The organism is Flavobacterium sp. W21_SRS_FM3 (genome assembly GCF_052113625.1).
Taxonomy (GTDB): Bacteria; Bacteroidota; Bacteroidia; order Flavobacteriales; family Flavobacteriaceae; genus Flavobacterium.
Genome location: NZ_JBGQOD010000014.1, coordinates 1 through 26,415 on the forward strand (window position 1 = coordinate 1; position 26,415 = coordinate 26,415).

The following is a 26,415-nucleotide window of genomic DNA, read 5'->3' on the forward strand; positions in this document are numbered from 1 at the left end:
AGTTTCAGATTCTAAAACCCCAGTCTGAAAAGACTGGGGTTCTTTTTTTTACTAGAACCACGAGCTCACGCGCTCGGTTCTTGGACTTTCTTTAATCTGAACTGGTTTGAGATTCTTAAACCCCTATCTAATCCGATAGGGGTTTTTTTGTGTATTTTTTTAGAGTAACTGCTAATGCTTTTTAATCAAATGTGTATTTAATGTTAAATCAATTACCGTTGTGCTCATTCTTAACGTTCGTTTAAAACATTTAGAGCTTTAATGTGTATTTTTGTCATCTAAAATAAATTTTAAGATGAAAAAACTAGTTTTACTTTTGGCAGTAGTTATTATGTCAAATTTACAAGCTCAAGAGCGACCTAAATTGGTTGTAGGAATTGTTGTCGATCAAATGAAAATGGAATATTTATACCGTTTTTCCAGTGATTTTACTAATGATGGTTTTAAAAGGTTGATGACAAATGGGTATACTTTTCAAAATATGCATTATAATTATATGCCAACCTACACTGCCCCAGGCCATGCTTCAATTTATACAGGTACCACTCCAGCCGTCCATGGAATTGTTAGTAATGAATGGTTCAGTAGAAAATTAGGAACTGAAATGTATTGTACTGATGATGCAAGTGTGAGCACTGTAGGAGATGGAACAAAAGAAGAGGGTGAAATGTCTCCTAAGAACTTATTAACGACTACAATTACTGATGAGTTGCGAATGGGGACTAACTTTAAAGGAAAAGTTTTTGGTTTAAGCCTTAAAGACCGTGGTGCGATCTTACCTGCAGGTCACTTTGCTAACTGGGCTTTTTGGTATAGTAAAACCGGTTCTTTTATATCTAGTTCTTTTTACGGTCAAAAGCTACCGGAATGGGTTGAGAAATTTAACAATGAAAAACATTATATGCCTTATATCAATCAAGGCTGGGACTTATTAAAGCCCAAAGCTATTTACAATGAAAGCTTAGAGGATAATAATCCGTACGAAGGGAAGTTGTACAACAGTAAAGCAGCTGTCTTTCCTTATGATTTAAAAGCTATGTATGCTACTAATGATGCAGGTGTTTTACGTTCTACTCCATTTGGAAATAATTTGTTAGCTGAGTTTGCAATGCGAACAATTGAAAAGGAAGACTTAGGTAAAGATAATATTACTGACTTTTTAACTGTTAGTTTTTCTTCTACAGATTATGTTGGGCATTTGTTGGGGCCTCGATCTATGGAACTGCAAGATACCTACTTAAGATTGGATCAAACAATTGCTGAGTTTTTGAACTATTTAGACAAAACAGTTGGAAAGGATAACTACCTTTTGTTTTTAACTGCTGATCACGCAGGTGCTGAAAATGTAAATTATTTAAAAGATCATAAATATAATGTGAACAGTATTAGTCCTACAGCTATTAGGAATAATTTGAAGGATTTTTCGATGAAAACTTTTGGTAGTGATTTAGTTTTGAATTATTCTAGCTTCAATTTATTTTTTAATAAAGAAACTATTAAATCTAAAAACCTTGATTTAAATGTAGTTAAAGATGCATTTAAAGATTACTTAATGACTCAAGATTATGTAAAAAGAGTCTATACTGAAGAGGAAGTTTTGAATTCTACAGGAAATGATTATTTCTTGAATTTTATCGCCAAAGGTTATGACGTCACTCAAAATGGAGATTTAGTCATTCTTGATAAACCAGGATATATTGAGTATCAAGGAACAGGAACATCACATGGTACTACATATACTTATGACACCCATGTACCTGCTATTTTTTACGGATGGCATATCAAAAAAGGTGAATCGTTTAATAAGAAAGAAATCACTCAAATTGCACCGACAATTGCGCAAAAGATAAAAGTTTCTTTCCCTAATGGCACAGAAGCTAATGTACTTGAGGAGGTATTGAAGGATTAGTAAATATAATAGGAATAAAAAAAGGTGTAATTTAAAATTACACCTTTTTTTTATTATTATACAGTAGCTTCTACTGGCAACGGAATTTGATTTTTTATTAAATCTTCAAAAGTTTCATGAGCACGTATTAAGTGACCTTGACCGTTCATCCATAATACTTCAGCTGGTCTATATCGTGAGTTATAGTTAGAAGCCATAGAATAGCAATACGCTCCAGCATTTCTAAAGCTTAAAATATCACCTTCTTTTATTTCTTGAATTCTACGGTTGTTTGCAAAAGTATCTGTTTCACAAATATAACCAACAACAGAGTAAAAGCGCTCTTTCCCTTTTGGATTCGATATGTTGTCAATATGGTGTTGTGAACCATATAACATTGGGCGGATTAAATGGTTGAAACCGCTGTCTACTCCTGCAAATACAGTTGACGTTGTTTGTTTGATTACATTAACTTTAACCAGAAATGATCCAGCTTCACTAACAAGAAATTTTCCAGGTTCAAAAATTAAAGTTAAATCTTTACCATATTCAGCACAAAAGGCGTTGAATCTTTTTGATAGTTTTTTACCTAATTCTTCAATATCAGTTTCTATATCGTCTTTTTTGTAAGGCACTTTAAATCCACTACCGAAATCTAGGAATTCAAGATTTTTGAAGTTTCTAGCAGCATCAAATAATATTTCTGCAGCGTATAAAAATACTTCAATATCCAGAATATCTGAACCAGTGTGCATGTGAATACCCACAATATTCATTTTAGTGTTTTCTACAATTCTTACCAAGTGTGGCAATTGGTGAATAGAGATTCCAAATTTACTATCAATATGTCCTACGGATATGTTAGTGTTACCACCCGCCATTACATGTGGATTGATGCGAATACATACAGGAACATTAGGATGTTTAGCTCCAAATTGTTCTAAAATAGATAGATTATCAATGTTAATTTGAACTCCCATAGCATTAACCTCTTCAATTTCTTCAAGAGATACGCCGTTTGGTGTGTAAAATATTTTTTCGGGATCATATCCAGCATGAAGACCTAATTGTACTTCTTGGATTGAAACGGTATCCAGTCCTGAACCCATTTCTTTTAATAGTTGTAAGATGGCTACATTGGACAATGCTTTCATAGCGTAATTGATACGCAACTTCTCAACCTTAGAAAAAGCTTTAGTTAATCTATTGTATTGTGATTTAATTTTATCGGCATCGTATACATATAATGGACTGCCAAATTGTTCTGCTAGTTGAAGTAAGTCTTTTGATTGCATCGTTATTATTTTTAAGCAAATTTATTATACTTTATTTGTTCCCGCAAGCTAATAAATGATTTCTAACAAATTATAACAAAAAGTTATAAATAACACAAATAGCTTGTATTTTTGTGCAATTGCTTTTTTTTTGGGTGAGGGATGGTAGCGGATAGCCCACAGTCGCTGTAGTTTTTACGGAAGTGGCGAGGACTTGTTGCGTACAGCCCGACCATGAAGGAACGCTAGTGGATTCATGGGTACCTCCAAAATCTAAATTGGCCACCAAAACAAATGTTTTGACAGCCAATTTCAAGTATTTTTATAGATTATAGACTTGGTAAATCACCAGACCCCTTTGTTGGTAAATTAGTAGATCCCATCAAATACAAGTCAACTTCACGTGCTGCTTCTCGACCCTCTGATATTGCCCAAACAATCAACGACTGACCACGTCGCATGTCTCCTGCTGTAAAAATATTGGGAACATTCGTTTGATAGTTCGTCGCTTTATAATTACTTCTTACATCTGTATCTAATCCTAATTGTTCACTTAATGTTTTTTCTGGTCCTGTAAAACCTAATGCAAGCAAAGCTAAATCACAAGGCCATGTTTTTTCGGATCCTTCTTTTTCAATTAATTCCGGTCTTTGGCCAGGAGTTATTTTCCAAGCTACTTCAACGGTTTTTAATCCTACTAATTCTCCTTTATCATTTGCAATAAATTCTTTAGTATTTATCAACCAGTTTCTATCACATCCTTCTTCGTGAGAAGATGATGTTTTAAGTTGCAAAGGCCAAAATGGCCAAGGCGTACTTTCACTTCTTCCTACGGGTGGTTTGGGCATGATTTCAAAATTTGTAACAGATTTAGCGCCCTGTCTATTTGAAGTTCCGACACAGTCAGAGCCGGTATCTCCACCACCAATTACGATAACGTCTTTACCAGTAGCTTTGATTTGGTTAGGAATGTCTTCACCATAAAATACTTTAGTTTGCTGAGTTAAAAAATCCATTGCCTGAACAACTCCTTTGGTTTCAATTCCTTTAGTAGGTAAACTTCTTCTTTCAGTTGCGCCACCACACAAAACGATGGAATCAAATTCGTTTAGTTGATCAATACTATAATTTACGCCAACATTTACATTAGTTTTGAAGGTAATTCCTTCTAATTCTAGAATTTTTACGCGTCGGTCGATAATGCCTTTTTCTAATTTGAAATTCGGAATTCCGTAACGTAATAAACCACCTATTGCATTGTCTCTTTCGAAAACAGTAACCGTATGGCCCGCACGATTTAATTGTTGTGCTGCAGCTAAACCTGCAGGTCCAGATCCTATTACGGCCACTGTTTTTCCCGTTCTTGTTTCCGGTGTTTGTGGTTTAATCCAACCTTCAGCAAAACCTCTTTCTATAATATTTTTTTCAATATTTTCAATAGCCACTGGTTCTTCTATGATTCCTAATACACATGATTTTTCACATGGAGCAGGACATAAACGTCCCGTAAATTCAGGGAAGTTATTGGTTGACTGCAAAATCTCTAATGCACTTTGCCATTCATTTTGATGTACCATGTCGTTAAAATCAGGAATCAAGTTTCCTAATGGACAAGCACTGTGGCAAAAAGGGATTCCGCAATCCATGCATCTTGATCCTTGTTCTTTTATTTTTTCTGCAGATAAAGGAATAGTAAATTCATTATAATTTGCTACACGTTCTTGTACTGCTAGATTACTTTCGTCTGTTCTATCGTATTCTTTAAATCCACCTATCTTTCCCATAACTATGCTGTTGCTATTAGTTCTTCAATTTTCTTTTCTTCTGCTAATCGTTGTAATGCTATTTTATAATCTCTAGGCATTACTTTGATGAAATGTTTGCTTTGGTTTTCCCAATCTTCCAAAAGCCTTTTTGCTAAAGGACTATTAGTGTACATGGAATGATTTTTAATTAAACGTTTCAGTTTGCTTAAATCCTCTTGTTCCAATGTTTCTAAGGCAACCATTTCCATATTGCATAAGCCATTTTCGAACTGCTTTTTCTCATCAAATACATAGGCAACTCCACCACTCATTCCAGCAGCAAAATTCCTCCCTGTTCTTCCAAGAATGGCAACTGTACCCCCCGTCATATATTCACAACCATGATCTCCAATTCCTTCAACAACAGCAGTTGCTCCTGAATTTCTAACGCAAAAACGTTCTCCAGCCATACCATTAATATAGGCTTCTCCCGTTATGGCTCCATAAAGAGCTACATTACCAATGATGATATTCTCCTCTGGTTTGAAAGTAGCTGTTGGCGGAACTTTGATAATTAATTTCCCTCCAGAAAGTCCTTTACCTAAATAATCATTACAGTTCCCATGAATTTTAAAGGACAAACCATTTGTAGCAAATGCGCCAAAACTTTGACCTGCAGAACCTTCAAAATCAACTAATATAGTGTCTTCAGGTAATCCTTGCGCCCCATAAATTTTAGAAATTTCATTACTTAAAATCGCTCCTACAGAACGGTCAGTATTTTTTATTTTAAAATTAACTCTTGTTTTTTCTTTTCTATATATTGAAGGAATAGCTTCTTTAATAATCGCAAAATCTAATACGTTTTCTAAAGCATGGTCTTGAGTAGTGGTATTGTGGTTTGGAACCGTTTTAGCTTTTTCTGGTTTGTATAAAATTGTAGATAAATCTAAGCCATTTGCTTTATAATGCTTAATTGCTTTATTTACATTCAATTTTTGTGACTGTCCAACCATTTCTTTCAAGGTTCTAAAACCCAGTTGTGCCATAATTTCTCTTAATTCCTCTGCAATGAAATACATGAAGTTGATGATGTGTTCTGGTGTTCCTTTGAAGTTTTTTCTTAATTCAGGATCCTGAGTTGCAATACCAACTGGGCAAGTGTTTAAGTGACATGCTCTCATCATGATACAACCTGAAGCTACTAATGGTGCTGTTGCAAAACCAAATTCTTCTGCCCCTAGTAATGCTGCAATAGCGACATCGCGACCTGTTTTCAATTGTCCGTCACATTCTAGAACGACGCGGCTTCTTAAATCATTTAGGATTAAAGTTTGTTGTGCTTCGGCTAAACCAAGTTCCCAAGGTATACCAGTATGTTGTAGTGAGGTAAGTGGAGCAGCTCCTGTTCCTCCATCATAACCAGAGATTAAAATGACATCTGCTTTTGCTTTAGCAACACCAGCAGCAATTGTTCCTACACCAACTTCTGAAACTAATTTTACGTTTACACGTGCTTCACGGTTGGCATTTTTTAAATCGAATATTAATTGAGATAAATCCTCAATAGAATAAATATCGTGGTGGGGTGGCGGAGAAATCAGTCCTACATAAGGTGTAGAATTTCTAGTCTCAGCAATCCATGGCACTACTTTTTCACCAGGTAATTGTCCACCTTCTCCTGGCTTAGCTCCTTGTGCCATTTTAATTTGAATCTCTTTAGCACTGGTTAAGTAGTTAATAGATACTCCAAAACGTCCGGAAGCAACTTGCTTGATCGCGCTATTTTTTGAGTCTCCGTTAACTTCTTTTTGAAAACGTTTTGGGTTTTCACCTCCTTCACCAGAATTACTTTTTCCGCCAATTCTGTTCATGGCTATAGCCAAATTTTCATGCGCTTCTTGACTGATAGATCCATAGGACATGGCTCCAGTTTTGAATTTCTTCACTATTTCTGTCCAAGGTTCTACTTCGTCAATCGAAATTGGGTCTAGATTATTGAACTCAAACATTCCGCGTATGGTCATTAAATTTGAGCTTTGCTCATTGACCATATTTGCATATTCTTTGTAGCTCTCCGGACTATTTAAACGAACTGCCTGCTGTAATTTAGCGATGGTGGTAGGGTTAAACATGTGTTTCTCCCCATTTCTTCTCCAGCGGTAGATTCCACCAATCTCTAATGGTAATAAACTCGCTATTTTAGAATTAGGAAATGCTTTTTGATACCTAAGTTTAACTTCTTTTTCTATTTCGATCAGACCAATTCCTTCAATTCGAGAAGGCGTGTACGGGAAGTATTTAGAAGAGAATGTTTTGTTTAATCCTAGGATTTCAAATATTTGGGCAGCTCTGTACGAATGCAACGTAGAGATTCCAATTTTGTTCATTATTTTCAGGATTCCTTTTGCAATAGCTTTATTATAATTGGTAATAGCATAATCAGCATCAGTATTTGAAATAAAACCTTCAGCAACCTGATTACGTATAATTTCGTTTACCAAGTAAGGATTAATTGCACTGGCTCCGTATCCAAATAATAAAGCAAAATGATGTGGTTCACGGGGTTCAGCAGACTCAATTATAATTCCGAATTTAGAGCGAACTTGTAATTTGTTTAAGGAATGGTGAATGTAAGAACAAGCCAATAGCATAGGTATCGGTGCCATTTCTTCACTAACGCCTCTATCCGATAGGATAATGACATTATATCCTTCGTTTACTGCTTTATAAGTTGCTTGTACACATTTCTCTAGAGCACGTTCTAATCCATTTACTCCTTTTTCAATTTTATATAAAGTAGAAATAGAAGCCGATTTGAAATCGGGGTGATCAATATTTTTTATCTTATCTAAATCCTCTTTAGAAATAACAGGATTTTGAATTTTTAATTTTTTACAGTGTTTTGATTCAATTTCAAAAATATTATAATCACCGCCAATTGCTAAACTAATATCCGTGATTATTTCTTCACGAATACCATCTAAAGGCGGGTTAGTAACTTGAGCAAATAATTGCTTGAAATAATTGTACAGTAGTTGAGGCTTCTCTGATAGAATTGCCAATGGTGTATCATTCCCCATCGAACTAATGACTTCAGTACCTTTTGTACCCATTGGGTTAATAGTCGTCTTTATATCTTCGATAGTATATCCAAACAGACGCAACCTTGTTTCAAAATCCAGTTTTTCTGTTGGATTTTCATTATTAGTGTAGGGTACTTTTGCTAATGGAAGTAAATTTTCGTTCAACCATTGTCTGTAAGGACGTTTTGTAACAACTAGGTTTTTTATTTCTTCGTCTTCAATAATTCGACCTTCATTCATATCGACTAGGAACATCTTACCAGGCTCTAAACGACCGTGCAGAATAACATCTTCCGGATTAACATCCAATACGCCAATTTCTGAAGACATGATTACAAAACCACTTTTTGTCAACGTATAGCGCGAAGGACGTAGTCCATTTCTATCTAATAGTGCACCAATAACATTCCCATCCGTAAAGGGAATAGAAGCAGGGCCATCCCAAGGTTCCATGATACAGGCATTAAACTCATAAAATGCTTTTTTCTCATCAGACATTGTTTGGTGTTTTTCCCACGCTTCAGGAACAACCATCATCATTGCTTCAGGTAATGTACGACCAGTCATCAATAATAATTCGATAACCATATCCATAGAAGCCGAATCTGATTTTCCTTCTAAAATGATAGGAAACATTTTTTTAATGTCATCGCCAAAAATAGGACTCTGCATTAATTCTTCACGAGCACGCATTCTACTTATGTTTCCTCGTAGCGTATTAATTTCCCCATTATGGCACATATATCTAAACGGTTGTGCTAATTCCCAAGAAGGAAAAGTATTCGTAGAAAATCGTTGGTGCACAAGTGCAAGACGAGTCACTAAATCGGTATCTTTTAGATCTGTGTAATACCTGCTGATATCTTCAGGCATTAAGAGACCTTTATATATTATAGTTGTAGTTGATAAACTAGAGAAGTAAAACATATGACTTTCAGAGGTTTTAGAATCTCTTATGGCATGTTCTCCAATTTTTCTAGCGGCAAACAATTTGGCATTGAATTCTTGCTCAGTTAAATCAAATCCGTTCTTGCTAATAAATACTTGTTTTACTGTTGGTTCTTTTTCAGCGGCAATCTGACCTAGATTTGTTACATCCACAGGAACATCTCTCCAACCTAAAACTTTTAAATTTTGGTCAGTTATCGCTTTTTCGAATGTGGTCATACAAAAATCGACTTGATTTTTCTTTTTAGGTAAGAAAACCATTCCAACTGCATATTCTCTCGTTTCTGGGATTTCAAAGTCGCATACTTTTTTAAAAAAATCATGGGGAATATCAAAAAGTATTCCTGCACCATCTCCTGTTCTTCCATCTGCACTTACTGCGCCTCTATGTTCTAGTTTAATTAGAATATCGAGTGCTTTATGAATAATGTCATTAGATTTAATTCCGTTTAAATTACAAATAAATCCTGCGCCGCAATTGTCATGCTCAAATTCTGGCAAATAAAGGCCTTGTTCTTTAACTTTCATGCTTTATAATTTTTTTACACAAAAATAAAGATTTCATTAAATATAATTTATTAAAACAGGGTAAAACGGCTTATTTTTATAGTAATAATAGAATTTTGATTGATTAATGATAATAATTTCATTTAGGTATGGATGAAATGTGAAATTAACAATGTGTTTCCTTTTTATAGCGTTCATAAAAGTATAAATGCGTGATTTAGCTCGTTTTACTAAATAAATTTCAAACGATATAGTAGTTTCGCTCTCATTTTTACGTCGGTACTATTTTTGTTCAAATTGAAAAAATTGGAACTGAATTAATCGTTTTTTTTAGATTAACAGTTTAGAAATTTTAAATAGACAAAAAGATTTCTCTGTTTAGATGAATTTTGCTATTTTTGTGCCACTTATATTCTGAAATAAATTCAGGATCCAGACAAATTCTATATTATGAACATACACGAATATCAAGGAAAAGAGATTTTAGCTAGCTACGGAGTTCGCATTCAACGTGGAATCGTTGCTAATAATGCAGTTGAAGCGATTGCTGCTGCAAAACAATTAACTACTGAAACGGGAACGAGTTGGTACGTTGTAAAAGCACAAGTTCATGCAGGTGGACGTGGAAAAGGTGGTGGAGTAAAACTTGCTAAGAATTTAGCTCAAGTTGAAGATATTGCAGGACAAATTATTGGAATGCAATTAGTAACACCTCAAACTTCTGCAGAAGGAAAAAAAGTTCACAAAGTTTTAATTGCTGAAGATGTTTATTATCCTGGTGAAAGTGAAACTTCAGAATTTTATGTGTCTGTATTATTAAATAGAGCGACAGGTCGTAATATGATTATGTATTCTACAGAAGGTGGAATGGATATTGAAGAAGTTGCTGAGCATACACCTCATTTAATTTTTACTGAAGAAATTGATCCAGCTGTAGGATTACAAGGTTTTCAAGCAAGAAGAATTGCTTTTAACTTAGGTCTTTCTGGAAATGCATTTAAAGAAATGGTTAAATTCATTGACTCTTTATACAATGCATATATTGGATCTGATGCTTCAATGTTTGAAATCAATCCAGTTTTAAAAACTTCTGATAATAAAATTTTAGCTGTTGATGCTAAAGTAAATATTGATGATAATGCTTTATACAGACAAAAAGCATATGCTGAGATGCGTGATATTCTTGAAGAAAATCCTATCGAAGTAGAAGCAAAAGAAGTAGGATTAAACTATGTTGATCTTGACGGAACTGTAGGATGTATGGTTAACGGTGCTGGTTTAGCAATGGCAACTATGGATTTAATTAAGTATGCTGGTTTTGAGCCTGCAAACTTCTTAGACGTAGGTGGAACAGCGGATGCAAAGCGTGTTGAAACTGCTTTCCGTATTATCTTAAAAGATCCTAACGTAAAAGCGATTTTAATTAATATTTTTGGTGGTATCGTTCGTTGTGACCGTGTGGCACAAGGAGTTGTTGATGCTTACAAAAATATGGGAGATGCTATCAAAGTGCCAATTATTGTTCGTTTACAAGGTACTAATGCAGCCATTGCAAAAGAATTAATTGATAATTCAGGAATGCCAATTTTATCTGCTGTTGAATTTCAAGAAGCAGCTGATCAAGTAAAAGCGGCTCTTTCTTAATTTCAAAATAGTTATATATTAAAAAATCCTGTTTGCCTTGGCAAACAGGATTTTTTTATGCTTTATGATTAAAGGAACACTGTAAGCAAATATTATATCGCCATCCTATAGTGCATTAGTTCCCCAATTTCTGCAGAGCATCTGATTTGTAAATTTGAAATCCAAAAATGTTTTTTTGAGCTATTACATAAAGTGCTTTAGCTACAATACTTGCTTGAATGGGTTTGTATTTTTTTAAACCGCCAATAAATAGAAAAGAGAATGCTTTCATAAATACCGCACCTAGCTTTTCTCCAAATCTAAATTCTTTGCGATCTCCTAATAAGAGAGAAGGTTGAACTATGGAAACGCTTTCGAATCCAGCATTTTTTAGAAATAATTCAATTTCGCCTTTTGTTCTTAAGTAAAAATTTCCTGAACTCGGGTCTGCACCTACTGAAGAAATTAATAAAAATTGCTTAATGCCATTTTTTAAGGCAATAGTAGCGAATTGCATTGGGTACTCAAAATCAACTTTTCGGAATGCTTCTTTACTTCCTGCTTTCTTTATAGTTGTACCTATTGTACAGAAAAAATCATCACCTTTAATTAACTCTGAATAAGAGTCAACTTTGTCAAAATCAATGATATGCTCTGTTAACTTAGAGTGCTGCATACCAGACGCTGTCTTTCCAAAAGTAACAACTTTATCATAGTCCTTGCTTTCTAAAAGAATCTGGACCAAATGGGAGCCCACTAATCCTGTACTGCCTATAATTAAAGCCGTTTTCAAAGATTTGCTATTTTTTAGTTTTACCGAAATTGAATTTAACCTTTTCGACTACTTGTACTTTTTTATTTCCTTTCGGGAATTGCTTTTTAGACGAACTCTTAGCTGCAGAACTAGATTTAGAAGGACTTTGATCTCCTCTATCTTTTTCTTCATCTCTAGGTTTTGCCTTAAATTCTTTTCTTTCCTTAGTAGTATCTTTAGCTGGTATCTGTGCTTTATGCTTCGCTAAGACATCATTTGGATTTTTTGGATTTTCTTTGGTGCCACGTAGGTGTATAACTAGACCATTTAGGAAATTACGTAATACCTGATCACCACATTCCATATAATTTTCATGTTTCTCATCACGGAAAAATGCACCTAATTCTGACTTAGTAATTCTAAAGTCTACTAATTCTAAAATTTCAACTATTTGATCGTCACGTAGCATTAAGGCTACACGCAATTTTTTAAAAATATCGTTATTTGTCATTGTATTAATTTTTTACAAAGGTACATTTAAAAAGTAAGTGGGCGCTATAATTAGATTCAGAATTAGGCTTGGTTTAAAACGGTACTAATTTTTTCTAAATCCTCCTTAGTATGATTTGCCGTAAATACGATCCGGTTTAAATCTGTACCTAAAGTTGCATACCTAAAATTAGTAACTATTATTCTATTATTTTTTAGAATTTTATTAATGTCATGTATTTCTGGATAGATTATCGGGTAATCTTGATTGAATGGAAGCTTTTCATTGTTATTTAAAAGACTATTGACGTAATGAAGATTGCTTTTTAGTTTCAGATGTTGTTCTTGGTATATTTCCTTGGCTTCAGCCATAGCGGCTATAAAAGCGGGATTCATTCCGGCACTAGACACAAATACTGGATGTAAATTGATTTTTTTGATAAATTCATCATCTGATGCTATAACGCCACCAGTAACCCCCATTGCTTTGCCCAGAGAGGCAACCATAATTTTTCTTTTGATATTTTTACATTCAATGGAAGCATAAATCCCACAGCCATTATTTCCTAAAATGCCTAAAGAATGTGATTCGTCTATAAGCAGGCTTATCTCTTTGATTGGATGAATTTGTTGAACAAGTGATAAATCCACCGCTGCTATAGTAATACTAGCAACAGCATCAGTCAGAAGCGTTATGTGTTCTTTAGTATTATTTAATAACCGTGGGTTAATTTCGTTTCCAATAAAAAATGGAATACTATCTTCAACTTTTAAGGCAGTGTGGCAGTTTGGGAAATGAACAAAAACATCAGTCTCTTGACGCAACACGGCTATTGCTAATTTTGCGGCAAGCATACCAGAAGATACCGTGACTGCTGCTTCGGCATTGATATAGTTGCTTAGAAATGCTTCTCCACTTTCGTAAGCTCCTAATTTTATATTTGCATTTCGCGAACTTCCATATGCAGTGCCCCAGCGCTGAATATTTTTTATAATCAGTTCTTGGAATTTGCTATTAGTGGGCATTCCTAAATAAGCTGTCCCACCAAAATACAAATAGGGTTGTTGATCAACTTCAATTATTCTGTCTGGAAACTGATTGACTATCATTCTCTGTTATTTTAAAATAACTCCAGTACCATCTCGGTCGGCATAGCTGATTTTACCTTCATTGATGGTTACTCCGTCAGCAATATCTTCGGCTAAAAGTAAGGCACCATCCATGTCAACATAATCTAACTGGGGTAGTAAGTGGGCTATGGCTGAAATTCCCACTGAAGATTCTGTCATACATCCTACCATTGTTTTTAAGCCTAATTTTTTTGCTTCTTGAATCATTCTTCTACCAGGAGTTAATCCGCCACATTTTACTAATTTGACATTCACACCATGAAAGTGATTAAAGCATTTGGCCACGTCTTCCTCAATGATGCAACTTTCGTCAGCAATAATTGGTAGAACGGAGTGTTTGAAGACCTCTTTATGTGCTTCCCAATTGTCTGCTTTCATTGGTTGTTCTAAAAATTCTACACCAAGTTTTTTTAATTCAATGGCATTTTTGATGGTTTCATCAACTCCCCATCCACAATTAGCATCAATCCTAAATATGGCATCAGTATGCTTTCTAAGTTCCTTTACAATGGCGATATCCTCTTCAGTTCCTAGTTTTATTTTATAAATAGGCCAAGGCAATTCTTTCATCTTAGCGACCATTTTCTCAATTGAAGCAATGCCAATAGTATAATCAGTTAAAGGATTCCTATCTATAGAATAGTTCCAATATTCGTATAACTTCTTACCTTTTTTACGCGCATATAAATCAGTATAAGCCATGTCCAGTGCACATAGTGCAAACATATCCTCTTTTAAATAAGGATGAATTTTTGCCCAAAAATCTTCAGGAGTTTCATCGTTGCAGGCCTCAATAATGGATCTTATTTTATTAAGGTCCTCCATCATTACTGGAACTGTAGTGTTGTAATATGGGTTAGAGGTTGCTTCTCCAAAACCAGAGAAGCCTTCGCTTTTTAATTCTACTATCAATGAAGGTTGTACATCAATCGATTCTCTTGAAATGGTAAACGTATGTTTTAATTTAAGGTTATAGGCTCTTAATATTAGTTCCATAATTAGTTGGTTGCTATGTTGTTTTATCTATGTGATCGTCTGGAAGATTAAATATAGTCAATAAGTTAATACCCTAGCCATAGTACCGCTTGGGTAAAGCCATCTCTCCATAATTTTTCATTATGTTGACCACCTTTTATAATTCTTTTGTCGTTTAAATTAAGGCAGTAGCATCTTTTTGTATTAATTATTCGCTCCATTTTGTTTAGATCAGATACCATTTTATCATCCTCATTGTCACCACAGAGAAAATAAATTTTAGTCTTGATTTTCTTTGTGTTTTCTGCTAAATCGTAGATTTTTTCTGAATACCAAAAAGAGGGTGAGAAAACTGCTGCTTTACCAAAAACAGTTGGGTATTTCAATGCAGCATAAAATGAGACTAAACCACCAAGGGAGCTTCCCATAATAACTGTATTTTTCTTTTTGGTTTTAGTACGGTATGTTTGGTCTATATGTGGCTTTAGTGTCTCCACTATGAATTTCAAATAAGCATCTGCATTTCCGCCACCATATTTTTCATTTTTATAGGGCGTTAATTCGTCAATGCGTTTGTCGTTGCCATGCTCTATTCCTACAACAATAACTTGCGCGTGTAAGCTATCTAATTTTTCATCAACATTCCATTCTCCGGCATAGGAAGTGGTGGCATCAAAAAGATTTTGAGCATCATGCATGTAAATTACGGAGTAAGTTTTGGTAGAGTTGTTATAATCTTTTGGAAGGTATAACCATATTTTCTTAGTCGTATTTAATTGAGGTGCTGCTATAGAAAATGTGGTTACTTGCTGCGAAGCAGTGCTTTGAGTGTTCGAATTAGTTTGATTTTCAATAGCTTGAGCTGTGCTATTTGCAATGAACAAAAAAAATGTTAGAATCAGACAAAATTGTTTAATCATCGTTAGATCTTGTGTTTTGATTTTAAAATGGATATTTTAGCTAAAAATAAGAATTTGATGAATACATACGACGAAAAAAAGAGCTTACTTTTAGAGATGATTGCATTTTCAACAGTAGAAGGTAAATTACAGAAGAAAGAATATGATTTTCTATTTATAATTGCTAACACACTAGATATTAAAAAAGGTGGATTTCTAGATTTATTTCAACAAGAATTGCCCAAACAAATTATCAGATCGGAATTTAAAAGAGTGCAGCAATTTTATCGATTAGCACTGTTAATGCGAAGTGAAGGTGTTTTGCATAAAAAAGAAACTAATGCCATTCATCATATTTCTCTAGGAATGGGGTTAAATCCAGATACAACAAAAAGCGTATTGGAAACAATGGAAAAATCCACTAATGGAGTCCTTGCACCAGAGGTGCTTGTTAAAATTTTAAAAGAACAGCAGAATTAAGGAATTTGAGACTGTAATATTTTAATGTCATCACGCAATTTTGCTGCTTGCATAAAGTCAAGTTCTTTGGCTGCTTTTTCCATCGATTTTCTTTTCTCACGAATTAGCTTCTCTAATTCAGCTTTCGGTAAGTAAGCTGTTTCAGGTTCAGCAGCAGCTTCTAATGTATGTCCTAATTCGTATTCTACTAATGGATTTTTAGTAAAGGCGCTCTCTATCTTTTTATTTAATGCTTGAGGAACAATATTGTTCTTGGTATTAAAATTTATTTGTTTCGTTCTGCGATATTCTGTCTCATCTATAGTCTTCTGCATACTGGCAGTAATTTTATCAGCATACATAATCGCTTTTCCATTTAAATTTCTAGCAGCTCGACCAATGGTTTGTGTTAAAGAGCGGTGGCTACGCAAGAAACCCTCTTTGTCAGCATCTAATATAGCGACTAACGATACTTCTGGAAGGTCTAATCCTTCACGAAGTAAGTTTACCCCAATTAGTACATCAAATAATCCTTTTCTAAGATCTTGCATAATCTCAATACGCTCTAAAGTATCCACATCAGAATGGATGTACCTACAACGAATATTTACCTTGGTTAAGTATTTTGTAAGCTCTTCAGCCATCCTTTTAGTTAATGTAGTTACTAAAACACGTTCGTCTAGCTCGCATCTCACTTGAATTTCCTCAATTAAATCGTCTATTTGATTTAAACTAGGTCTTATTTCAATCACTGGGTCTAGTAAACCTGTTGGTCTAATGACTTGTTCCACTACAACGCCTTCTGTTTTTTGTAATTCATAATCAGCTGGCGTGGCAGAAACATAAACTACCTGATTTTGCATCGCTTCAAATTCGTCAAATTTCAAAGGGCGATTATCCATAGCGGCGGGAAGTCTAAAACCGTATTCTACTAAGTTTTCTTTTCGGCTACGGTCACCACCATACATGGCATGAACCTGTGAAAGCGTCACGTGACTTTCGTCAACAACCATTAAATAATCTTTCGGAAAGTAATCAAGTAAGCAAAAAGGTCTGGTTCCTGGTAACCTTCCGTCTAGATAGCGGGAGTAGTTTTCTATTCCAGAGCAATACCCTAATTCTCGTATCATCTCAAGGTCAAAATTAGTACGTTCTTCTAATCTTTTTGCTTCTAAATGTTTACCAATCTCTTTAAAATAGTCCACTTGTTTGACTAAATCCTGTTGTATTTCCCATATTGCACCTTGTAGCACATCCGGAGAAGTTACAAACATGTTTGCGGGGTAAATAGTTAATTTTTTAAATTTTTCAATTACCAAAGACGTTTTTATATCAAAAGATTCAATTTCTTCAATTTCATCGCCAAAGAAATGGATTCGGAAGGCATCATCAGCATAGCTGGGATAAATCTCCACCGTGTCTCCTTTAATTCTGAAATTCCCTGGGTTGAAGTCAGCTTCCGTTCGAGAGTACAAACTTTGAACTAGTTTGTGTAATAATTTAGTGCGGGAGATAACTTGATCGGCTTCTATTTCAATAACGTTTTTTTGGAATTCAACGGGATTTCCAATACCGTATAAACAAGAAACAGAGGCAACCACTAATATGTCTCTTCGGCCAGAAAGTAGGGAAGAAGTAGTGCTTAAGCGCATTTTTTCTAGTTCTTCATTGATAGATAAGTCTTTCTCTATAAATACTCCTGTGACTGGCATAAAAGCTTCTGGCTGATAATAATCGTAATAAGAAACAAAATATTCAACAGCATTATTAGGGAAAAACTGCTTGAACTCTGAATACAATTGTGCAGCCAATGTTTTGTTATGTGCTAAAACTAAAGTTGGCCTTTGTACTTCTTGAATAACATTAGCCATCGTAAATGTTTTACCAGAACCCGTAACTCCAAGTAAGGTTTGGAATTTTTCGCCATCAATTATCCCTTGGGTTAATTTTTCAATGGCTTGCGGCTGGTCTCCTTTAGGCTGATAATCTGATACTACTTGAAAATTCATAGGTGTTAAGGGGCAAAGTTTTAGAAGTACAAAGTTACGAAGTTTAAAATCAAAGTTATCTTAAGAAAAATCCAAAAAAAAACCACCATGCGAACATGATGGTTTAGGATATAAATTTATATTATTAGAAACTTAAACTGATTCTAGCAAAAACAAATCTACCGTTTTGTCCAAATTGAGAAACATTTCTTGAGTAAGTAAACTGGTTAGAACTTTTCAATGATTCTAAATTTTCATCAGGGTAAACATCAAAAAGATTATTTGCACCAACTACTAATTTTAGGCTTTCATTAAATTTATAACCAACAGATAAATCAGTTATCACTCTTGCTCCCCAAACGGGGTGTTCTACAGCAACAGATTGACCGTTAACTATAGCGGAGTCGATTACTCCATCTCCATTTGCATCCGCAGTATTAGGATCGGTAACTTGACCAAAATAAACATTTCTTAAAAAGAAATCGAATTTATTTACCGTAATAGAGTTCGTTAAATTAGCTTTAACTCTTGGCACAGCTTCTTGAAGATATACTCTGCTTGACTCTGAATAATAACGATTTATTTGTCCATTGTCTACTAAAATTTGTGAAGCATGTATGTTTCCTACTCTTTTAGTACTTGAAAAAGTTCCCGATAAATCAGTTTTCAATGTCAACCCATCGCCTACATTGGCCTTATGGCTAATTACAATATCAATCCCTTTAGATTCGGTGTCGATTGCATTAGCAAAAAAGGTAGCAGCTGTAGCATTTGCATTATCAAACAACCCATTTAATTGGGCTGCAGGACTTCCAGCTGTAGGAGTTCCCCCTGGTCTTGAAAATTGATCTGTTAGAACTACTCTGTCGTCAATTTTTACTATGTATGCATCTGCAGTCAAAGTAAGTTTAGCTTCTGGAATTTTTGCAGTAAAACCAATGCTAGCGCTTTGAGATTCCTCTTGTTTTAATTGTGGTATTCCTAACAATTTTGCAGCTGGCGAATCATTGCTAAAGGTACCTACTTCGAAAGGTACACCACCCACAAATTGTGTAGCCGTTGAGTTAAAATAGATTTGGTGTAAAGAAGGTGCTCTAAATCCTGTAGAAACAGCACCTCTTAAATTGATATTGTCAGTTAATTTGTAGCGAGTTGCTAATTTATAATTAGTTGTGTTACCAAAATCAGAATAGTTTTCAAAACGAAGTGCTCCGTTTAACAACCATTTCTCAGTAACATCATATTCTAAATCAGTGTATACAGCGACACTATTACGTCCTTTATCTACAGTGTTTGCAGGCTTAAAACCTGGAAATACTTGCGCTGCACCAGGTCTTCCAGATCCGTAAAAGTCGGTTACTTTTATCTGGGAAGGAGTTGTACCTGTTACAATACCACCATTTATATCATATTGATTGTAAGAATCTGGAACTCCTGCAGTAATTTGATAGTTTTCGTTTCTATATTCAGCTCCAAAAGCTACATTTAATTTGTCGAATTTTCTAGATGTATCAAAGTTAGTTGTGTTTTGAGAAAAAGCTAGTCCACCAGCATCAAATTCAGTAGGGGAAGCTTCTCTTAAGGTAGCATTTAAAGTGTTTTCAATATTATAATCGAAAGAGTTTCTACCATAGGTGTTACTCAAATCAAAATTCCAAGTTTTAAAAATTAAACCTCTAAGACCAGCTGCAGCTGAGATATCGTTAATAGTTGAATGAATTTCAGGTAAAAAACCATTAGGATATATTGCAGTATAGGCTCTAGATTGATTAGGCTTTCTATAAAATCCTTCCGCTTGACCTGTTCTATGACTAGTTCCCCCAAAAGCATAAACTTCAAGATTATCGTTGATTGGGTAGGCTGCATTTAGGAAAAATTGAGCGCTTTCTAAAGAAGATTGCCCTACTTTCATATTGAAATTTCTTCTTTCTAGTTTTCTGTATGCTAACTCACCTTCAGTAGCGTCAAAATTTAATACTGTTTGAAGTCCCGTTGTACCATACAATGAAGTTGCACCAGCAATAGACGATTGTTGTGCCGCCGTAAAATATCCTACTTGAGGAGCATATGTTTTAATGGCAGCCACAATTTGTGCTTCATTAGCGGTAGGCGCTGATTGTGTTCCTATGTTCCCCCACAGTGAATTAATGTTTGTACCTGCTTCTGCAGCTCTTTGCTCAATTGCATTAAAAGCGCTAAACAAAGTCCCTGTTACATCTTTCGCTCTACTGGTTTGCCCCCTTAGTTGAAAGCTTCCTGTCGCATTGATGAAACTCTTCTCTTTTCCAAGGCTAGTTCCATAATTCAAATCGATTTGTAGATTATTACCATCTGTACCACCTCTGTGATCATTAGCGCCACTAGATAAATGAGTTCCTCCTAGAATGTTAATGTCTAACTTATTAGTTGCTTTTTTAACATTGATATTTATAACACCAGCAATAGCATCAGAACCATATTGAGCGGAGGCACCATCTCTAAGTACCTCTATTCTTTCAATGGCAAATGCCGGTATAGCATTTAAATCTGTTCCTACAGATCCTCTTCCCGGAGATCCGTTAATATTGACAAGAGAAGAAGTATGTCGCCTTTTTCCGTTTACCAATACTAATACTTGATCAGGACCTAGTCCTCTTAATTGTGCTGGGTCGATATGGTCAGTACCATCAGCCACGGTTGTCGTATTTGAAGTAAATGAAGGCGCCACCATATTTAAAATTTGATTTAAATTCGCCTGTGGACCTTGTGATGCAATGTCTTTCATACTAATAACATCTATAGGTACTGCAGATTCAGTAACCGTTCTAGCAGCACTGCGCGACCCTAGTACTACTACATCTTGTAGTGTTTCTCCACTTCCTACTAAAGATACATTTAACGTACTACCCGTTACTTTAATGGTTTTGGTTTCTAACCCTACATAAGAAAATTGCAGCATTTCTCCTGCTTTTGCAGTAATAGAATATCTTCCATCTGCATCTGTAGTCGTTCCTTTGTTAGTTCCTTTTACAAGAACAGATGTTCCTGGCAAAAGGCCGTTAGTGTCATCAGTTACAACACCTGAAACTTTAATTTCTTGTGCTGTTAGTGTCACACTAAAAATTAGAGTTAATAAGAGTAAAAGTTTTTTCATGAGTTTTGTTTTTTTGGTTTGTACTCAAAAATACAACTTTAAAATCAAAATGTTATTTATTTGTTAAAAAATAAAAATCTCAGTGTTTTTCATATTAAAAGCTTGTTTTTGCTGCTGAATTGTCAAAATTCACTCTTAATAGTAATAGTGAACTTATTTGATATGTAGTTCTGTTTATTTGATAAACGAATTTGTACTTATATGGCTGCTCAAATTGTACAAAAAATTACTATTGAATTAGTTGAGATGTTGCTTTTTGAAACTCTATTTTTAGAAAACAAAAAAGCAGTTTCACGTCTTGTAAAACTGCTGTTGTTTGTTGGCATTTAATAATAGAAGGAAAAACTTCCTCTATTTTACTCAAACTTCCATTCTTTCTGTTGTTCTTCACTTAGGAAAGTCCAAGCGACGATACGACTGTTTTTTTGGCCTTGAGCCATATCAATCGTTTTAATCTCTACAACATTGACTTTGTTTAATGTTTTGTATATACTATTCAAATGGGATTGTTTAGAAACTAAAGTTGTAAACCAAAGGCATTGCATAGGGTACTTAGCACTTTCATAAATCATCTGTGTAATAAAACCTAATTCTCCTCCTTCACACCACAGCTCAGCATTGTGACCTCCAAAATTTAATACAGCGCTTGTTGATTTAGTTTTTTCTAAATTATTTACTTTACGTAATGATCCTTTTGTAGCCTCTTTTTCGGAAGCATGGAAAGGGGGATTGCAAATTGTAAAAGCAAATTTATCTTCTGGAGTTATAATATTTTTGAAAATAAAACGGGAAGAAGTTTGCTGCTGTAAACTTATCGCGTCAATTAATTTAGGGTTGTTTTCTATAATGGCACTACAATTTTCAATTGCTTTCTCGTCAATATCTGTTCCTACAAAGCTCCAACCATATATCGCATTTCCTAAAATAGGGTAGATGCAGTTGGCACCAACTCCAATATCTAATCCGATCACACCATCCCCTTTAGGAATTAGCCCTCCATTACTTGTAGCTAATAAATCGGCTATATAATGAATGTAATCAGCTCTTCCAGGAATGGGAGGACATAAGTAATTTTTAGGAATATCCCATTTTTGAATACCGTAATAGGTCACTAACAAAGCACTGTTTAATGCTTTTACAGCTTCAGGATTACTAAAATCAATTGTTTCAATATCATGTTCATTGATAGCGACAAAAGTTCTAAGTTCAGGCGACTTTTCAATTAATAGTTTAAAATCATATCGAAGGCGGTGTTGATTTCTTGGGTGTAGGTTTGTCTTCTCAGTAATTGTCTTGGGCATCTCTTTTGTATTTCTAGAATGAGATGAAAATTTATTTCTCCATCAGAATCTGTAGCAAGTTATATAAAAAAGTACGGCTTAAGTACTTTATTAGTTATTTGTTTTTATTTTGGATTTAATCCATACATTCCATCATTAATAAATCACCTTCACTGTGTTCAATAACTACCATACCATCTTTTACAACATGGTTGCTGCTCCCTGTTCTATAACCTATCGTTAAACTATCATTACTTAAAGGGTAAAACAGATTCTCTGAATGAATTCCAGCTACATGACCAATGGGGATTAGTGATATAGGAGTGTTAGCAGTATACCATTTTTCAAAGCGTTTAGGTAAAAGGAAAACTTTTGAATGATCATCTAGGATCACAATTTTTAATTTCTCTCTGTAGCGTACAATATTAGTCAAATTAGTTATAGTGTGATCTGTACGTCTTCCAGTAGCCCAAACTACATTTACTGCGGGTATTTTTCGTTCAAATAGGTAATCAAATGCTTTCTCTAAGTCGGTTTTATTTTGATCTGGGGTATGAACGATTTCTATAGGATACTGCTTTTCTCTGTAATAATTTGCGTCGAAATTTCGATCAAAATCTCCTAGCAAGACATCTACTTTGATATCGAGTTCCATTACTCTTTCCATGGCCGAATCTAAAACGATAACTAAAGGAGACCACTCTAATAATTGTCCGAGTAATTCAGGGTTACAGGCAGCACCATTTGCAATAATTAGTGCTGGTTCTTGGTCGTCTCTGACGATATGATGTGAGGACATTGTAGATTATAGATATTAAAATTCAGGAGTTTATACTCGAATACGGCTGTAAAGATAGAAAATAGTTTTCAATACGGTAGTTCTTTACGTAATGCTGTATTTCATAAAAGCTTAAACTTATTTGATGATAAAAGTTTTGGTGTCTGCTTCACTTACTGAGAAATATCCTAAAGGATATTTGTTAGCATTTGTTGTGTTAATAATGTTTCCTCTTACAGTTGCTGGAGGGGATTGAAAAGGACCGCCACCACCACCGCCAGCAATGCTTATCAAAACATTCATATAATTGTAATACGATTTTGAAATACCATAGTGAGTGACATTAATTTCATCTCCTACTTTTAATTCATCGCTTTGCGATAAGCTAAAAAATTGGTTGCCTTGAAAAAAGGTATCTTCGTCAGCATAATAATTTTGTGTTATTTGATTGGAGTAACCATATTTATACAAATAAAAATTAGATTCATTTGCCGGGTCATTATAATAGGTTTTAATCTCAATGTCCTTTCCCGTAAAACCTCCTTCATTATTTTGAATAATTTCGGTAATTGGCGCTACTGATTTTAATTGTTCTGTGGCGGTATAGGTAGCGCCATTGTAAATAACGGTTAAGCTGTAACTTTCATTAAGTTTTGGAACAAAATTAGTGCAAATATATTCACCCGTTTTTGGGATTTCGATAAAATTAAAAGTCACATTTGAACTGTTTTTGATAAATATGGTAGCGCCAGATACTACGGGTACCTTTGGATTATAATAATCAGTAGTGGTGGTTAGTCTTATTTTTTGTTTTGCACCAGTAGTGTTTTTAAACCAGTTAATGGAAGCCTCAATAACCAATCTAGGAGCTTCGGTTTTTAAATCCACATCGACAACATCTTCACAACTTGTGAAAACAAGTGTTACTGCAAATAAGGTTATAAGGGAATATATTTTTTTCATCTTATTAAAATTTAAAGTTATAGCTAACTGCTGGGACTATGCCAAATATGGAGGTTTTTACTGCTTCGTTATTTCCGGTATCACTATTTTGTCTAAAGTTGATTGAGGCTGCATTTTTACGATTGTACAGATTGTAAATACTGAATACCCATTCTCCTTTCCAATTTCGATCGATATTTTTTCTTGGAGTCAATGTTGCTGAAATATCCAAATGGTGATACGTGGGTAAACGGTTTTCGTTTCTCAAGCCATAGCTGGGAATAGTTATACCTAGGTATTGGTATTGTCCATTCGGGTAGCTTACAGGTTGTCCCGTTTGCAACGCAAAATTAGCTCCAAAAGACCATTTGTTACTCAAGTTATAGGCAGTAGTTACCGCTAAATTATGCGTTTTATCGTATGCTGAATTATACCATCTGCCATTATTTATTCCTGATTCTTCTGGTGTTCTTCCTGCTGTCTGTTGTTCTGATTTTGACAGAGTATAAGAGATCCATCCATTCAGTTTTCCTTCGTTTTTTCGCAGCATTAACTCTAAACCATAGGATCTTAGCTGTCCATTTAAGATTACTTGTTCAATGGCTTTATTAGCAATCAAATCAGCTCCATCAATATAGTCTAAGCGATTTTTTACTTCTTTGTAATAGGCTTCCACTTCAAGAGAATAATTGTTGTCGTTAAAATTTCTAAAATACCCTACAGCTACTTGGTCAGCGAGTTGTGGTTTTATATAATTGTCGCTGGGCATCCATACATCTAATGGAGTAGGAGAGGAAGTGTTTGAAATTAGCTGTAGGTATTGCACCATACGGTTGTAACTTCCTTTTAACGCTTGGTTGTCGTTAAGTTGATAGGATAGTGAAAAGCGGGGTTCTAAATAATTATAACTTTCAATTACACTATTCTTTTTATAAAATTGAGTGTCTGTAGGAGTTGCTTTTTCATAAATCTGCAACTCAGAGTTGAAGATTAAAGGATTGTCATTTTCATATAAATTGACAGTTGATGCTCCTAGTCTATAAAAAAGACTGTAACGTAAACCATAAGATACCGCTAGTTTTTTATTGATGTCTTGCTCAGCACTGATGTAAATTGATGGCTCAAAAGCATATTTTTTATCTAACTGCTCAAAATTTATTCCCGAATCAGTATCTGAAGGCTTTATCGTTCCGGGATTAAAAGCATAATAAATGCTATTTACTCCGTAACTAAGTTTAAAATTATCCGAAATATAATTTTTAAAATCATACTTGATGTTGTAATTTTTAATTCCAGAATCCCATTTGAATCCCACAAAATCTAAATCCAAACCATAATAATAATCACTGTATATTACCGATAAATTAGAAAACAGCTTGTCCGAAAAAAGGTGATTCCATCTCAGATTTAAAGTGGAATTTCCATAAATATTGGTAAAACTTTTATTTAATGAGAAAACATCTCTTCCAAAATATCCCGATAAAAACAGGTTGTTGTTTTCATTGATTTTATAACTCAATTTAGCATTCAAGTCATAGAAATAGGCAGCATTATTTTTTTGTTCTTCAGAAAGCTTTAAAAATAAGTGAGCATAAGAACTGCGTCCACCTATTAGAAAAGATCCTTTATTTTTTACGAGTGGTCCTTCGGCCAAAATGCGACTAGAAATCAGTCCAATTCCTCCATTAACATGGAACTCTTTACTATTGCCATCTTTTTGATAAATATCTAAAACAGAAGATACTCTTCCTCCAAAATTTGCTGGAATGCCTCCTTTGTATAATTTTAAATCTTTGATAGCATCAGGGTTAAACACAGAGAAGAAACCAAATACATGCGAAGAATTAAAAATCGTAGCTTCGTCTAGTAATATTAAGTTTTGATCAGCTCCTCCACCGCGTACATTAAAGCCCGATGCTCCTTCACCAGCATTAGTAACACCTGGAAGTAGTAGCAATGATTTTATTACATCGACTTCACCTAGTACTACAGGCATTTTCTTAATTGAAGAAATAGAAAGTCGGTTAATACTCATTTCAGGAGAGCGAATATTGCTGCTCTTATTTTTATCTTTTATAACTACTTCTTGTAGAAGTTCTCCACTTGCAGTTAAGCTTAGATTCCGTTTTATACTTTCTGTTAATTTTATTTGGTCTGTAGTCGTTTCAAAACCAATGTAGCTCACCAGAATAGTGTAGTTTCCTTGCGGTAAAGTAATAGAGTAAAAACCATATTGATTCGTACTGACGGCCGCTTTTAATTCAGGAATATATACATTAACACCTATCAGTGTTTCGTTGCTTTTACTATCTGTTATAGTACCACTTACGGTATATTTTTCTTGTGAATAAGAGGTGATAGTAAAGAATAATAGAATAACTAAACCACTGATTTTTTTTAAAAACATGTTCTTTTTTTAGAATTACAAATTTGGTTAAAAGATAAGTAAAAGAGGACTAAACAATAATTAAATATACGTTAATAAAAAAGGCAACTGTTTCCAGCTGCCTCAGTTT

Annotated in this window: 18 protein-coding genes; 4 read left to right on the plus strand and 14 right to left on the minus strand. The window is 34.5% G+C overall.

What is annotated here, in order from left to right; translation table 11 throughout:
• The first annotated feature begins 295 nt into the window (after positions 1 to 295).
• Entirely contained in the window at positions 296 to 1,909 is a 1,614-nt protein-coding gene (pafA, locus tag ACEN2K_RS14850; RefSeq protein WP_441760113.1) for an alkaline phosphatase PafA, read from the plus strand.
• Positions 1,910 to 1,965: 56 nt separating this feature from the next.
• Here the strand turns inward: pafA and lysA are convergent, their stop codons facing one another.
• The 3 genes from lysA to gltB all read right to left on the minus strand — a co-directional run bounded on the left by lysA (position 1,966) and on the right by gltB (position 9,469).
• Complete coding sequence (gene lysA / locus ACEN2K_RS14855; RefSeq protein WP_441760114.1) at positions 1,966 to 3,183, minus strand: diaminopimelate decarboxylase; 1,218 nt, start codon at positions 3,181 to 3,183, stop codon at positions 1,966 to 1,968.
• A 308-nt stretch (positions 3,184 to 3,491) separates the two neighbouring features.
• On the minus strand, positions 3,492 to 4,946 hold the full coding sequence (locus ACEN2K_RS14860) for a glutamate synthase subunit beta (RefSeq protein ID WP_441760115.1): 1,455 nt from the start codon (positions 4,944 to 4,946) through the stop codon (positions 3,492 to 3,494).
• A 2-nt stretch (positions 4,947 to 4,948) separates the two neighbouring features.
• Positions 4,949 to 9,469, minus strand: a complete 4,521-nt coding sequence (gene gltB / locus ACEN2K_RS14865; protein WP_441760116.1) for a glutamate synthase large subunit — start codon at positions 9,467 to 9,469, stop codon at positions 4,949 to 4,951.
• 429 nt (positions 9,470 to 9,898) lie between these two features.
• On the opposite strand from gltB, the gene sucC reads away from it, so the two are divergent.
• Positions 9,899 to 11,092, plus strand: coding sequence for an ADP-forming succinate--CoA ligase subunit beta (sucC, locus tag ACEN2K_RS14870; protein WP_441760117.1), 1,194 nt, complete (start codon positions 9,899 to 9,901; stop codon positions 11,090 to 11,092).
• 115 nt (positions 11,093 to 11,207) lie between these two features.
• Here the strand turns inward: sucC and ACEN2K_RS14875 are convergent, their stop codons facing one another.
• The 5 genes from ACEN2K_RS14875 to ACEN2K_RS14895 form a co-directional block, all read right to left on the minus strand.
• On the minus strand, positions 11,208 to 11,864 hold the full coding sequence (locus ACEN2K_RS14875) for an NAD(P)H-binding protein (protein WP_441760118.1): 657 nt from the start codon (positions 11,862 to 11,864) through the stop codon (positions 11,208 to 11,210).
• 7 nt (positions 11,865 to 11,871) lie between these two features.
• Positions 11,872 to 12,336: a DUF1456 family protein gene (locus ACEN2K_RS14880; RefSeq protein WP_441760119.1), complete on the minus strand. Its 465-nt coding sequence runs from the start codon at positions 12,334 to 12,336 to the stop codon at positions 11,872 to 11,874.
• Between the two features lie 62 nt (positions 12,337 to 12,398).
• Complete coding sequence (locus tag ACEN2K_RS14885; protein WP_441760120.1) at positions 12,399 to 13,424, minus strand: aminotransferase class I/II-fold pyridoxal phosphate-dependent enzyme; 1,026 nt, start codon at positions 13,422 to 13,424, stop codon at positions 12,399 to 12,401.
• Between the two features lie 6 nt (positions 13,425 to 13,430).
• A complete protein-coding gene (locus tag ACEN2K_RS14890; RefSeq protein WP_441760121.1) occupies positions 13,431 to 14,441 on the minus strand; it encodes a dipeptide epimerase in 1,011 nt (336 codons plus the stop codon).
• Positions 14,442 to 14,506: 65 nt separating this feature from the next.
• Complete coding sequence (locus tag ACEN2K_RS14895) at positions 14,507 to 15,340, minus strand: alpha/beta hydrolase (RefSeq protein ID WP_441760122.1); 834 nt, start codon at positions 15,338 to 15,340, stop codon at positions 14,507 to 14,509.
• Between the two features lie 57 nt (positions 15,341 to 15,397).
• On the opposite strand from ACEN2K_RS14895, the gene ACEN2K_RS14900 reads away from it, so the two are divergent.
• On the plus strand, positions 15,398 to 15,799 hold the full coding sequence (locus tag ACEN2K_RS14900) for an excinuclease ABC subunit B (RefSeq protein WP_441760123.1): 402 nt from the start codon (positions 15,398 to 15,400) through the stop codon (positions 15,797 to 15,799).
• Here ACEN2K_RS14900 and uvrB read toward each other — a convergent pair.
• Complete coding sequence (gene uvrB, locus ACEN2K_RS14905) at positions 15,796 to 17,787, minus strand: excinuclease ABC subunit UvrB (RefSeq protein ID WP_441760124.1); 1,992 nt, start codon at positions 17,785 to 17,787, stop codon at positions 15,796 to 15,798. The two genes, ACEN2K_RS14900 and uvrB, sit on opposite strands and share 4 nt — an antisense overlap.
• A 124-nt stretch (positions 17,788 to 17,911) precedes the next feature.
• Positions 17,912 to 20,899 carry a TonB-dependent receptor gene (locus tag ACEN2K_RS14910; protein ID WP_441760125.1) on the minus strand — a complete coding sequence of 996 codons (2,988 nt, stop codon included), beginning with the start codon at positions 20,897 to 20,899 and terminating at the stop codon, positions 17,912 to 17,914.
• A gap of 201 nt (positions 20,900 to 21,100) precedes the next feature.
• Here ACEN2K_RS14910 and ACEN2K_RS14915 point away from each other — a divergent pair, with 201 nt between their 5' ends.
• Positions 21,101 to 21,229: a hypothetical protein gene (locus tag ACEN2K_RS14915; protein WP_441760126.1), complete on the plus strand. Its 129-nt coding sequence runs from the start codon at positions 21,101 to 21,103 to the stop codon at positions 21,227 to 21,229.
• A 26-nt stretch (positions 21,230 to 21,255) separates the two neighbouring features.
• Here the strand turns inward: ACEN2K_RS14915 and rlmF are convergent, their stop codons facing one another.
• The 4 genes from rlmF to ACEN2K_RS14935 all read right to left on the minus strand — a co-directional run bounded on the left by rlmF (position 21,256) and on the right by ACEN2K_RS14935 (position 26,306).
• Entirely contained in the window at positions 21,256 to 22,200 is a 945-nt protein-coding gene (rlmF, locus tag ACEN2K_RS14920; RefSeq protein WP_441760127.1) for a 23S rRNA (adenine(1618)-N(6))-methyltransferase RlmF, read from the minus strand.
• Positions 22,201 to 22,315: 115 nt separating this feature from the next.
• Positions 22,316 to 22,978: a thiamine diphosphokinase gene (locus ACEN2K_RS14925; RefSeq protein ID WP_441760128.1), complete on the minus strand. Its 663-nt coding sequence runs from the start codon at positions 22,976 to 22,978 to the stop codon at positions 22,316 to 22,318.
• A 117-nt stretch (positions 22,979 to 23,095) separates the two neighbouring features.
• Entirely contained in the window at positions 23,096 to 23,920 is an 825-nt protein-coding gene (locus tag ACEN2K_RS14930) for a DUF4249 family protein (protein WP_441760129.1), read from the minus strand.
• A gap of 4 nt (positions 23,921 to 23,924) precedes the next feature.
• On the minus strand, positions 23,925 to 26,306 hold the full coding sequence (locus tag ACEN2K_RS14935) for a TonB-dependent receptor (protein WP_441760130.1): 2,382 nt from the start codon (positions 26,304 to 26,306) through the stop codon (positions 23,925 to 23,927).
• Positions 26,307 to 26,415: the final 109 nt, after the last annotated feature.